Source organism: Chitinophaga sp. OAE865, from assembly GCF_040546735.1.
Taxonomy (GTDB): Bacteria; Bacteroidota; Bacteroidia; order Chitinophagales; family Chitinophagaceae; genus Chitinophaga; species Chitinophaga polysaccharea_A.
The window spans coordinates 6,709,714-6,722,606 of the sequence record NZ_JBEPOF010000001.1 but is presented as its reverse complement, the minus strand read 5'-3'; the positions used below and the strand labels follow the sequence as shown (position 1 = coordinate 6,722,606).

Genomic DNA, 12,893 nt, shown 5'->3' with positions numbered 1-12,893 from the left:
GTATGAGAAAGAAAATTGTTGCAGGTAACTGGAAAATGAACCTTACGCTGGCACAGGGTGAGCAGCTGATCAACGATATCCTGCAGGCAGGACTGAAACTGAAAGAAGGACAGGAAGTAATTGTGGCTACTCCGTTTCCTTATTTACAGAAGGCGAAGTCGCTGCTGAAAAATTACCCGGGTTTTTATGTGGCAGCGCAGAACTGCTACAGTGAAAAATCAGGGGCTTTTACCGGCGAGGTATCCGCAGAGATGCTGCAATCAATAGGGGTTGATTATGTGATCCTGGGACACTCAGAAAGAAGGGAATATTTCCAGGAAAGCAATGCCATGCTGGCTAAGAAGATAGACCAGGCGCTGGCTAACGGCTTGAAGCCAATTTTCTGCTGTGGCGAGCCACTGGAAATCAGGCAGGCTGAAACCCAGAATGCTTATGTAGCCAGGCAGCTGGAGGAAAGCTTATACCATCTTACTGCTGAGCAACTGAAAAATGTGGTGATTGCATATGAGCCTATCTGGGCTATTGGCACCGGTTTAACAGCAAGTGCTGCACAGGCACAGGATATGCACGCGTTTATCCGTTCGCAGATTGCTAATAAATTTGGCCGTGAGGCAGCTCTGCATACAACTATCTTATATGGAGGCAGTGCGAAACCCGGAAATGCAGCCGAATTGTTTGCCAATGAGGATGTTGACGGTGGTTTGATTGGTGGTGCTTCCCTGGTGGCGGCTGATTTTGTGTCGATTATTGAGAAGCTGTCTTAAGTAATTGAGAGATACGCAGTTGTAGTAGCTGCGTATTTTTTTAGTAAATAATGCTAAAAAAATTAGTATTTCTGAAAAAAGGTTGTATATTCGTATTGTCATTCTAACAGGGAGAATTAAAATATCAGGTTATGAATACGAATTATGAAATTTCGGAAGAGATATTTGATTATTTGGTGGTAGTGAATCCGGATGCATTGGTAGCGAAAGATGTTACCCGTATCCGTCAGTTTATAGCAACTGAGCTAGGCGATACGAAGATGTCTGCTGCACCGGTTCATGTGGCTTTGTTCAGGTCTGCTTTTCCTGAGCGTTTCCAGGATGATTTTGTAGATATGCTGGAAGATGTAGCGCGTAAGCAGGCTGGTTTTGCTATTTATACGGCAAAGATGGACGCCCTGAGACATGCAGACGGACATAACAGCGTTTTCATCAATGTGGCTAACCCCAAACCGCTGATTGATTTGCACCGTAGTATTATGCAGGCTTTTGAACTGAAGCCGCAGATATTCAAACCGCATATTATGCTGGCAAGAGGTCTGCAGGATGCAGAAGTAAATATGGTGATGCCATTACTGGCGCAACAGATCTTCGTACGCAGCTTTAATTGTCACTGTTTTAGCCTGTTGAAAAGACCGGCGTCCGGTGGTAAGTATGAGCGGGTAAAAGATTTTGTGTTTGGAGATATTGAGCACATGGTAGGTTCATTATTTAATTATGCTGCTGCTTAGGCAGTGAACTATAATCTGATGCAGGAATTACCGGATGGTAGATTCGCAGGATTGGTGAAATGTTACGGGTAAATAATTTGTTATCCCCTATATCAATTTTCATCAGTGTTTGTTTCCCTCAAGTTAACCATCCTTTCATACTGTTGCTACTGCAAACTTTCAGCTGCTGTTACAGGTTAGTTATAAAGATGCAGTGGTTATTAGATCCGTAGGCGCATTTCATAGGTTGCTGCGAATCATAAATCCGGTAAATCCTGGTTCAGAGGGTTGTTTGTTTAACTGATTCTTCTTTTTTAGTATGTCCTGAATTACCCCGGCTGTAATAAGTTTTCCGGTTGTTTGTATCTTTGACGAATATTTAGTATGTTTTGTATGGGGGCTGTATTCATGTAATATAACTCCATCCGAAGAAGAACATTACAGGGAAAATCGTTATAAATTTATGGCAACGAGGACAGTTGTACACAAAGAAATCATTGTGAAAGGCCGGGTGCAGGGAGTAGGATTCAGAGCTAATGCAAAGCGGGTAGCTGATTCAATGCATATAAACGGACAAGTAAAAAATCTGCTGGATGGAAGTGTGTGGATCCTGGCAGAGGGAACAGCAGAAGAAATGGAACGGTTTATTGCGTGGTGCAGGTCCGGACCGGCAATGGCCGCCGTGAAAGAACTGGAGATCACCGATGGTGATGTACAAAATATCAAAGGGTTTACTATCCTTTATTCATAAATCCCTGGTCCGGTAACAGCTGGTGCTTCGTTACCTATGCCAATCAATCGCAGATAAAGTTATCCGTGACCGGCAGACAACAGGCGCAAAGAAATTTTACGGAGCAAAGCAACTGAATACAACCGTGAAAATTTCTTTGCGCTTTTGTCATGCATGAACTAGTTGGTGCTGGTGTACTTCTTCTGGAAGGACTTATCCAGTGCCGCTTTGGGAACAACGATTGTAATAGTGTTTACAGCGAAATAAGCTTCAGACACATTCATGTATCCCCCAAAAGGACTGGAGTTTTTGCCCCATGAGTTCTTTACCAGGAAGAAGGTTTTACCTTTTGGCGATTTTTCAATACCGGTTATGTGCATCAGGTGATCATCCTGTGTAACCAGCTCTTCGTATAGCTTTTGCCGTGAGTCCTGTGTGTAAGCGGGTTCTGCTACATCCGGATCGATACTGTCTTTTTTTAACGTGGTTCCAGGGGAAGTAAGCAACGCAAATCCTTTGCTGCTGGTGAATCCATGATTGCTTACATCTGCGTCCCACAATACAGTATAGCCTTTTTGCAGGGCTGTTTCCGTAATACCGGTAAGTTCCGCCAGTGGCACGTTATAGTAGGCGCCATTGGAAAAATTGTCGGGTACTTCAATGATGAAGGGCTTGTAAAATGGATGATGTGTAAAGGAGGTCAGGAAAACATAGTCGTCTTCATTGAACTTTACGACCTCTTTAGCAAAGCTTTGCGGCGTATAAGTTTTACCGTTATATTCAAAGCTGGCAGGAGGGGCTCCCATGTATTTATCGAGGATGCCCGTAAACTCTGATACCCAATTGTCTGGTACAGGGGATACTTTGATGATACTATCGAGATATTTTTTCATGGTCACCACCATTTCCGAGTGGTTATGTGTGGTGGCATTGCCTTTTAAACCGCTGTAAACGCTTTCCGGTTCGATACCATAGGTGGCAATGGAGTGGATCACATCATGTGCCAGTCCGCCTTCGTCGAAGCGGGCAAAGCCCTGGCGGCGTACATAATTTTTGGCTTTCTCTATGTAGATATTACGGGCGGTGAACATTTCAGACAGATCCAGCTCAGGTAATCCTTTGCGTAAACATTCCGACTCTACCATGGAAGTAGAAGAGAACGACCAGCAGGTACCGGTCATCCCCTGGTTTTTAACCGGGGTGGCTGCATTGATCTTACCGCTGCCCAGATTACTTATTACAACACCCTTCTCCTGTGCCCCCGCTGCTACGGCGATGAATATAGTAAGGGTTAAACAAAATGCTTTCATATATTATCTCGTTAAATAATTAACCTAAAGATAAGTGAACCCGTATAATAAAAAATACCATTACCGTATGAACGGTAATGGTACGGATGCAATCTGCAATAGAATGGCAGTAAATTAGTTTTGTACCTGGAAATTGCTGGAGCTTTGCAGGGTAATCTGTTTTCCCTTCAGGTATTTCTGATATTTATCTACTACATTGTCGGGTTGCTTAACACCGTTGATAAACAGGCCATTTTCATTTTTTTCCAACTTATAGCCTTTTTGGGTATCGAGGAGTTTATCTGCCTCCATTTGGGAGATCATTTCCTTATAAAAGGCCTGGGTTGTCCGGACTCTTTCCTCAGCTTCTTTTGCTCTCCTGGCGCCTTCTTCCGCTCTTTTAGCTCCTTCCTCTGCTCTTCTGGCACCTTCCTGGGTCATTTTTTCTGCAATTCTGGCCCTTTCAGCTCCTTCTTTTGCTCTCCGTTCTCCTTCGGCAACTCTTTTGGCATTTTCCCTGTCCCTGGCTATATTTTCCCGTATCCTGGCAGCATTGGCAAGTGCTTCCTCCCTGTTTTTACGGGCCTCCTCCAGGGAAGTGGCGGCGTGTTTGAGGCTTTCTTTTGTTTCCTTGCTTACTTTATCGTAGAAGGCTTTTGTGTTCATGTTGGCATAGGCCATTTGCAGGTTTTTATTGAGCGTAGTAAAATCAATCTTTTTCAACGCTTCAGTGGCTTCTTTCTGAGCATCATTGAGCTTACTCCAGTCTATATTTTTCAGGGCATTCAAGCTCTCTTCCTGTGCTTTGCGGGCTTCGGCGGATACTTCTTCCCATTTAATATTTTTAGTGGCCTCGGCTATGTCTGCCTGTACTTTTTTCATATTCACATCATTCAGCTGCTTCATGGCCTCCTGTATGCTTTTCTGCGCATCGCGGATCTGCTGGCGTACTTCATCTTTATTAAACTGGTAATCGAAGTTGAATACCTGCGAATGGTTGGTATTTACCGTGTGTTTGGTATTCTTATTTACGTTTACCCTGGTATTTACATTGGTGGAAACATTGCCCTGGCCGGATACCTGGATATCAGAAAGATCCATTGACAGGTCCTCTTTTAATGGTGTAAGCGGCGCCAGTGGTGCAGGAGCAGGAGACGGTGATGGTGATGGTGCGCCTGCTGGTTCGGGTGTATTTGCCGGAGCCTCAGCCGGAACGGGTGCTGGTGGTGGTGCCGGGAGCACAGTGTCACGGATAGCTGCAGCCAGTTGTTGCCGGAATTTACGGGTAGTTTCATCCGGTTCAGCCACGGGTACTTTTTCCTGTGAGGTACCGGTTGTTGCAGCGGTTTTTACCTTAGCCGGTTTCTGCTGTTCATTATTGTTTTTTCCTTTGGCAGGGTTTAGCCATGCAATGGATATCAGCCCGGTGGCAATGATCAGTACGGCTAAAAATTTCTGGCTATAGTTAAGATGTTTAGTTTTCATTTCCATGATGCGTTTAATGCGATTAAACAGATGTTGTTTATTGTCTGCAGCAGCCATGGTGAGCCGGTTAGCGGTAAGACGGTATTCTTCCAACGCTACCAGTGCATGTGCATATTGCAGTGGTTGAACGGTACTGGCTATGACCAGGTCGTCGCAACAATGTTCCCTTTCCATACGGATGATCTTGGAAATCAGCCATACAAAAGGATTGAAGAAAAGAATGGTTTCGACAATTGATTGGAAGATATTCAACAGGTAATCATTGCGTTTGATATGGGCAAGTTCGTGCAGCAGCACGGCTTCCAGCTGGGCTTCTGTAAGATTGTTCACCATAGCTACGGGCAGGAGGATGAGTGGTTTTATAAATCCCAGCATCACAGGTACCTGTACATGCCTGGAGATGAGGAGCTTCACCTTGCGGGGGATCTGCAGCCTTGCAGCCAGTTTATCCAGGTGTTTGTCCCACGCCTCTCCCATAGGCTCTATCCGGGTGGTACGGATCTTACGGAGTTGAAACAGGTCGGACAATAACTTAATGATCATGCCCGTCATGCCTGCAATATATAATGTTACCAGGAAAGGAAAACAAAGCTCCAGGTTGGGAAACAGCCATATCAGCGGGTCCTGGTTGGGATACACGGCTGCAATATGCACCGGTTCCTGCATGGTGATGGTACCACTGAGATGTTGTATGGCTTCTCTTGCCTCCTGCAGCCGTTGTACATGTATGTACAGTGTAGCAAGGAACCAGGTAAAGATGCCCGAGAGCGACAGCAGCGACAGGTTATACTTTATCCGGGCGCCCGCCTGTGGCCAGAGCTTTAATACTATCCGCAAGCAGGCGTAAATAAAGAATGCCTGCCACATGGAATGAAGGATGGTCCAACCCAGGGCGCGTACAAAATCGCCCGTAATAGGTAATACATTCATAGTACTAGATTTACCTGTTGTCCTTTTGTTGTTTTTCTATTGCAGTGAGATATTGCCGGATCTTTTGGAGCTCTTCTTCCGACGACTGATGATGGCCCAGGGCCTGCATTACCAGTTGGGAAGCGGAACCGCCAAAAACGGTATCTATCATTTTGTCAAGTAATTGCTGTTGTGTTTTCTGCTGTGAAATGGCGGCTGTATATACATGAGTTTTGCTGCTGGTATCGCGCGCTACCAGTTCTTTTTCATGCATGATCTGCATCAGCTTAAGGGTAGTGGTATAACCGGCATCTTTCGTTTGAGACAGGATATCATGTATCTCACGAACGGTGCTGGGGCCTCTTTCCCAGAGTATACCCAAAATTTCCAATTCACTTTCTGTAGGCCGGATCTGTTTCAAAGCAATGAGTTTGTAATGATGATTACTGTTGTACGAATGTCTTCGTAAACAAATGTACGATAGTTTTCGTAATTGCAAAATATTTGCACATTTTTTTTCGCGGATTTATCCTGGAACAATACTTAAACCTGCCTCCTCCGCAACTGCCGGGTGGTTTTCCGGCTGCCGTCAGCACTCCAGCCGGGGGCATCAAAAATATAATGCATGGCTTCACGGGGCGAACGGGCATGCGTCACATCCCGCCAGATATTCAGCCATTCGTGCGTAGCAATACGGAATGGATTATAGGTGTGTATATTTTGGGTAAGACCATAAACAGGCCGTTGTTTCTCCGGCGTGAATGTGCCAAACATGCGATCCCAGATAATAAGGATACCCGCATGATTACGATCCAGGTAATCAATATCGGAGCCATGATGTACACGGTGATGAGAAGGCGTATTGAATATATGCTCTATGGGCGCCGGCAATTTATGGATCACCTCTGTATGGATCCAGAACTGGTAGATCAGGCTGATAGCCTGCATGCTCATCACCATTACCGGGTGGAAGCCTACAAGCGGCATCCAGAGCCAGAAGGTAAAGGTGCCTGTTAAATTACCCGTCCATGTTTGGCGAAGGGCGGTAGCAAGATTGTATTTTTCAGATGAGTGATGAATTACGTGAGAGGCCCAGAAAAAACGGATTCCATGACTGCAGCGGTGAAACCAGTAGTAACTGAAATCATCTGCAAAAAAACAAAGTACCCATGCCCACCAGGTAAAACCTAATGTAAACAGCCGGAACCTGTAGAGGAAAAGATAGATGCCAAAAATAACAGCTTTGGTGAAGATCCCGATAAATACGTTGCCAAGTCCCATGGCGATGCTGCTGAGAGCATCTTTAGGCTCATACATATTCTTTTTATCGATCGCCGTAAAAATGATTTCCAGCAATATCAGCAGCACAAATCCGGGGATGGCATATGTGATCAGTTCGGGAGGCATACGTGGTAACTTTCTGTTACGGAAGTTAACGATTTTTGCGGGGCTTCCCATGGGAAATTAAAGCAAAAATGCCACGGGAAACTTTTCCCGCGGCATTTTCAGATTAAAAAACAGCTACTATTTAAACGTTCTTTCAGCGCGACTTACAGCAGATGTACCAAACCATCCCAGGATCCTTGTTTTACCCGAGGGAGTGGTGTTATGAACATTGCTTTTTACATTTTCCAGTACTTTGGCAAATAATCCGCCGGAGTTTACCTGGTTATTTACCTGTGTCAGGAAGTCGTAACTCGGGTGGGTAAGGGAAAGCATCCTTACAATGGCCTTTTCATTTGCCTGGAAAGGTTTATCGTAATCCGTGATGCCCTCCCTTATCGGTAAAATAAAGGTATTGCCATCAGACACGCCTTCGTCGTAAGAACCATCAATGGAGAAGTTATCTTCCAGGCGCCTGAGCGTATCATTACGGTAAGAGCGGATCCAGTAATAGTCGGTTGCACCGGCCAGGTCTTTGGCGTGAAACTTCGCATAGTAGCCTTCTTTACCGCTGATAGATTCCTCTTTTGTTTTGAATTCATAGGAGATGGAATCTATTTTTGTTACCCTTTTGATACTGTCGAATGCTTCAAATATTTCACCTTTCAGTTCTACATGCAGTTTATACCCATGGCCTATAACACCAATGGCTTTGGCGGAAGCATCGTAGGTGTATTTATTGTCTTTGAACAAGAAGGGATACGATTCGCCGCTGGTCAGGTCAAACAATGTGATCTTCGCATCATCGATGATGGGAGCGGGGCTGTTATCCGTATAAGGTACCGACATGGTAAACCTGATGGTTTGTACACCTGTTTCATTGGTAATCCATGCATCCAGTACCGGATAGGATATTCCCTTCGCAATGTTCAGGTCAATCTTGTCTTCGCAGGCGGTAAAACCTGCAGCAACAGCAAACAATATGAGGAATAATGACTTTTTCATCTGGTCTTGAAATTTGGACAATTAAAACTTGAAGTTATATGTGATACCGGGAATAATGGAACCTATGATAGACAAACGTACCGCTTCCCGCTTGGTTGGGTCGTCTTCATTTTGTTTAAAGTAGATGGTGTAGGCATTTCTGCGGGCATATACATTATACAGGGAGAATACCCATTCACCTTTCCAGCGTTTCAGCTGTTTGCCTTTCAGCGTCACAGACAGGTCCAGCCTGTGGTAAGCCGGCAGGCGGTAGTTGTTGCGTTTTTCGGTACTGTTATAAGGAATATCCCAATCCTGGAACTCCAGTCTGTTATCAGCGAAGGTGCCGGGCGTACCGGAGGCAAATACCCAGTTGGCCGACAAGGAAGTGCGTTTTGTAAAGGTATGCGTTAATACCAGGTTCAGGTTGTGTGTACGGTCGTAGCGGTTCAGGAACCATTCATCCATACTGATGCCGGTGGTTTTTCTTTCGGTGCGGGATAAAGTATAGCTTATCCAGCCTGTAGTTTTACCGATATCTTTTTTCGCGTATAGTTCCAGTCCGTATGCGCGTCCCTGTGATGGCAGGAGATCTGCTTCGATCAAAGGATTCAGCTGCAGGTTGGCGTTATCGATGTAATCCAGCTGGTTGTCTGTTGTCTTATAAAATACTTCAGCCGACAGTTCATAAGCGTCGTTCGGCGCATTGTAGAAGTAACCTGCGGTATACTGGTCAGACACCATCGGTTTGATATTGTTGGTGCTGGGCGTCCAGATATCCAGCGGAGTAGGGGATGCCGTATTGGAGAGCTGGTGCATGAACTGCGTGGTTCTGCTATAGGCCACCTTTACAGCATGCTGATCTGTAAATGCGTAGCGTGCGCTCAGCCTGGGCTCGAAGTAGTAATAGCCTTTGATGAGATCGTTGGCGCCGTATTCTTTAGTGCCGATCAATGTTTTGCGGATACCCGGTGTGGTATCGTTGAAGTAATAGGCAGTTCCTTTTCCTATAAACTGGTAAGCGGAGAAGCGGCCACCGTACTGGATACCAAATTTCTTTGTGGGTTTCCATTCATGATCCAGATATACGGCTGATTCCAGGGCATGCTGGTCCGGCAGTTCTTTTACATGCTTAAGGTCGCCTTCTGTGCTGGTACCTGTACCGGGCTTAAAGGTATAATAGATGCCTTGTACGCCGAAGTGCAGGGTATTGGTGGAATTGATGTAATAGGTAAAAGATGGTTTCAGCCCGTAGTTGATGATGTTGGAGGTCCAGTCGTACCCCTGTGCATCTTCATTGGCGCCTCTTTTGGAATCGTTGCTGAACTTCAGGCTGTAGTCGTACTTACTATAATAAGTAGTGAGGTTCAGGAACAGGCGGTTCGTGAAAACGTGGTTCCATCTTACAGTGGCGGTGCTGTTGCCCCAGTTCATGTTTATATCTTTCCCAAAACCGAAAACATCCCTGCCGAAGTATCCGCTGACAAATATGGAGTTGTTTTGATTGAATTTGTAATTGGCTTTGGCGGTGATGTCGTAGAAATTGAGCTTGGTATCTTTCATATCTCCCTTAACAAAAGGTTTCATCAGCAGGTCTATATAAGATCTTCTGGCAGCCACTATAAAGGAGGATTTATCTTTTACAAGCGGGCCTTCTACAGACAGGCGGCTGAAGATGTTACCAATGCCGCCGTTTACGTTGAAGTCCTGGTTATTACCGTCTTTCATGCGGATATCCAGTACAGAAGAGGTTCTGCCGCCGTATTCGGCCGGGAACCCGCCTTTGATCAGGTTCAGGCTTTTAACGGCATCAGGATTGAAAACAGAGAAGAAACCGAGCATGTGAGTAGAGTTGTATACAGGAGCTTCATCCAGCAGGATAAGATTTTCATCGCTGTTACCTCCGCGTACGTTGAACCCCGAAGCGCCTTCACCCACGGTATTAACCCCCGGGAGGGTCTGGATCGCGCGGAGCACGTCTACCTCACCCATGAAGGTGGGCATCTTTTTCATTTGTTGTATATCCAGCTTATTGATACTGGTATTCAGGGTATTAACGGTTCTTTCCTGTTTCTGACCATTCACCGTAACGGTGTTCAGCTGGCTGCTGGTAGCTTCCATGCTAACATCCAGGGTGATATTCTTTTTCAGGTCAACGGTGGTTTTATAGGTACCGTAGCCCATATAGGAGAACTGCAGTTCATGTTCTCCGGCCGGAAGCGTAAGGGAATAAAACCCATACTGGTTACTTACAGTACCCAGGCTGGTGCCGCTTTTGCCAATGGAGATGCCTACCAGGCTTTCTCCGTTCTTTTTGTCTTTTACATAGCCGCTTACGGTATATCGTTGCTGCTGTGCGTTTGTTGATTGTCCTGCCAGGATCATAAGGAGCAGTGACAGCAACATGGTTGCCTTAGTTTTCATAAAAGTCGGGTACAGTTTTATAGAATGTCTATTGCGTTTTTGTAGCATGCATATAAGACGCCGCAAAAATATATTACCCCTACGGGGATAAATTATTTTTTTGCATCATAACGTGTTATAACATGCTTAAACGAAAAAAAGGAAGGCTGAATGCCTTCCTTCTTAATAAATACGGAGCCCTCTTAGTCCAGGATGGCACAGTTAAACCCGAGCCGGGTTACAAAATCTATAATAGTTTGTTCTGCTAATGATTGAGGGCTTACAATACGTAATACTTTGTCACAGTCTTCCAGGTCCACGCTACAGGCATTTACGGTAAATTGTGCTGAAATGGCGCTGATGACATTGTTTCTATCCTGAACAGTTGTAATATTGGTACGGAATATTCCCAACATAGATGATAATTTTTTGAGTATTCGGAATATTTTTATGCAAATTTGCTGCTGTTATCCCATATAACTGTTACACGAGACGGATTATCAATTACACGAAACGGATTTTTTTATGGGCGTAGTTATTACTGATGATGCCAACCAGGTATTGCTTTCGGAGGAATTTCCTTCTGATTACCATAAGATCCGTTCCAGGGGAATGATTGAAGAAACCCAGGAACTGCACAAGGATTTTGGCTCCGCAACGGTGCACGAATATAATTTCGAAGGCACCAGTATTGCCTGTTGTAAGGCGGAAGTGTACGAGAATATCCATGTTTTTGCGGAATACCTGGAGCCCCGTGTAATGATGCTGTTCATGGAGCAGGGAGATATTACCACGTCGCTGGGGGGCATTTCAGACAAGTTCAGGTTTTCCACACAGGAACATAATCTTATGTTTAGTCCTGCGCAATCGGAGAATGTGGCGGTAAAGAAGCAGCGCGACATTCTTTTTTTCGGTATGAGCTTTACCACTTCCAGGTTCCTGGAGCTGGCGGAGAATAACGGGAGGGTGCTGGACGGACTGGCCAATAATGTGGCAGGTAACAAATCCGTTACGCTGACAGAGAAATATAATCCCCGGATCACCCCGCGTATGCGGATGGTGATGGAAGAGGTACGCCAGTGCAAATTCCAGGGAGGGTTGAAGAAACTGTTTTTACAATCGAAGGCCATAGAATTGCTGGCGCTGCAATGTGAACAGATAGAAACGGTGCAGGCAACCGGTACGCCCTTGCGAAATAAGATCACACCGCAGGATGTGGAAAAGCTGCATTACGCCAGGGACCTGGTGCTGCAGCATATACAGCGGCCGTTGAGCCTGGAGGAATTGTCGCGTAAAGCAGGATTGAATGAATTTAAACTGAAATCGGGCTTTAAGGCCATTTTTGATACTACAGTGTTTGGTTATTTAAATGATCATCGCCTGGAACTGGCCAGGAAACTGATTGTTGACGGGGATTTGCCTATGTCGCTTATTGCAGAGCAGGCGGGATATTCCTCTCCACAGCATTTCTGTACTGCTTTCCGTAAGAAATTCGGAGTAAGCCCCGGGAAAGTAAGGGGTTAAAAAGAAGAGGAGCAACCTGTGTTGCTCCTCTTCTTTTTTATCTTGTTAATAAGCCAAAGTAAAGCGTTGTTTGATATGCGCTGGTTGTTCCAGTTCATCCACTAAGGCAACTGCGTAATCCGCAGAAGAAATTTTACTCTCTCCTTTATCATTGAATACTACCTGGTCTTTGCCCAACCGGAACTTACCGGTACGTTCCCCTGGTTCAATCATCATAGCAGGACTTATTACGGTCCAGTCGAGGTCGGTAGACTGTTTGATCACATGAAATGCATCGCGGGTGGCGGAAGCACCGCCTTTCCATTCTGCAGGGAATTCAGGGGTATCCAGCAATTGCACACCAGGAGCTATTTCCAGGCTACCGGCTCCGCTTACCGCGATAAGTCTTTTGATGCCGGCCTTTTTGGTAGCATTAATAATAGCGTTGATGGCCTTTACATAGGTAGCGGAATCGTGTGCGCTGTAGGAGCTGATCACTGCTTCATTGCCCGCCAGCAGCGGGGTTAATTCCCCTTCGTTGGTAACATCTCCCTTTTTAACCGTCAGGTGCGGATTGGTAACCGTTATCTTTTCAGGGTGGCGAACAATAGCGGTGACTTCATGTCCCCGGCTCAGTGCTTCATTTAAAATGGCTGAGCCTATAAATCCGGATGCTCCGATGATGGCAACTTTCATGGTTTTAATTTTTGTAGTGAATAATAATACAGTCTGC

At 45.4% G+C, this 12,893-nt stretch carries 12 protein-coding genes; 4 read left to right on the top strand and 8 right to left on the bottom strand.

Translation table 11 applies throughout. From position 1 onward, the window contains the following. Positions 1–2 precede the first annotated feature (2 nt). The 3 genes from tpiA (at position 3) to ABIE50_RS26855 (ending at position 2,225) form a co-directional block, all read left to right on the top strand. Complete coding sequence (gene tpiA / locus ABIE50_RS26865) at positions 3–764, top strand: triose-phosphate isomerase (RefSeq protein WP_209865812.1); 762 nt, start codon at positions 3–5, stop codon at positions 762–764. Between the two features lie 131 nt (positions 765–895). After that, complete coding sequence (locus tag ABIE50_RS26860; protein ID WP_209865809.1) at positions 896–1,495, top strand: 2'-5' RNA ligase family protein; 600 nt, start codon at positions 896–898, stop codon at positions 1,493–1,495. Positions 1,496–1,937: 442 nt separating this feature from the next. After that, on the top strand, positions 1,938–2,225 hold the full coding sequence (locus ABIE50_RS26855; RefSeq protein WP_209865806.1) for an acylphosphatase: 288 nt from the start codon (positions 1,938–1,940) through the stop codon (positions 2,223–2,225). Positions 2,226–2,383: 158 nt separating this feature from the next. Here the strand turns inward: ABIE50_RS26855 and ABIE50_RS26850 are convergent, their stop codons facing one another. The 7 genes from ABIE50_RS26850 to ABIE50_RS26820 form a co-directional block, all read right to left on the bottom strand. Beyond that, complete coding sequence (locus ABIE50_RS26850; protein ID WP_209865803.1) at positions 2,384–3,514, bottom strand: C1 family peptidase; 1,131 nt, start codon at positions 3,512–3,514, stop codon at positions 2,384–2,386. 114 nt (positions 3,515–3,628) lie between these two features. After that, positions 3,629–5,908, bottom strand: coding sequence for a M56 family metallopeptidase (locus tag ABIE50_RS26845; RefSeq protein ID WP_209865801.1), 2,280 nt, complete (start codon positions 5,906–5,908; stop codon positions 3,629–3,631). Positions 5,909–5,918: 10 nt separating this feature from the next. Further along, positions 5,919–6,308 carry a BlaI/MecI/CopY family transcriptional regulator gene (locus ABIE50_RS26840; RefSeq protein WP_312847240.1) on the bottom strand — a complete coding sequence of 130 codons (390 nt, stop codon included), beginning with the start codon at positions 6,306–6,308 and terminating at the stop codon, positions 5,919–5,921. Between the two features lie 122 nt (positions 6,309–6,430). Next, positions 6,431–7,294 (bottom strand): sterol desaturase family protein, encoded by an 864-nt coding sequence (locus ABIE50_RS26835; protein ID WP_209865799.1) that lies wholly within the window; start codon positions 7,292–7,294, stop codon positions 6,431–6,433. Between the two features lie 117 nt (positions 7,295–7,411). Then, positions 7,412–8,275 (bottom strand): DUF4249 domain-containing protein, encoded by an 864-nt coding sequence (locus tag ABIE50_RS26830; protein ID WP_209865796.1) that lies wholly within the window; start codon positions 8,273–8,275, stop codon positions 7,412–7,414. Positions 8,276–8,296: 21 nt separating this feature from the next. Continuing rightward, positions 8,297–10,678 (bottom strand): TonB-dependent receptor, encoded by a 2,382-nt coding sequence (locus ABIE50_RS26825; RefSeq protein ID WP_209865794.1) that lies wholly within the window; start codon positions 10,676–10,678, stop codon positions 8,297–8,299. Between the two features lie 182 nt (positions 10,679–10,860). Further along, positions 10,861–11,073, bottom strand: coding sequence for a hypothetical protein (locus ABIE50_RS26820; protein WP_142687642.1), 213 nt, complete (start codon positions 11,071–11,073; stop codon positions 10,861–10,863). Between the two features lie 109 nt (positions 11,074–11,182). Here ABIE50_RS26820 and ABIE50_RS26815 point away from each other — a divergent pair, with 109 nt between their 5' ends. Next, on the top strand, positions 11,183–12,181 hold the full coding sequence (locus ABIE50_RS26815; RefSeq protein ID WP_209865791.1) for a helix-turn-helix transcriptional regulator: 999 nt from the start codon (positions 11,183–11,185) through the stop codon (positions 12,179–12,181). A gap of 45 nt (positions 12,182–12,226) precedes the next feature. On the opposite strand, the gene ABIE50_RS26810 is transcribed toward ABIE50_RS26815, so the two are convergent. After that, a complete protein-coding gene (locus ABIE50_RS26810) occupies positions 12,227–12,856 on the bottom strand; it encodes an NAD(P)-dependent oxidoreductase (RefSeq protein ID WP_209865788.1) in 630 nt (209 codons plus the stop codon). Positions 12,857–12,893: the final 37 nt, after the last annotated feature.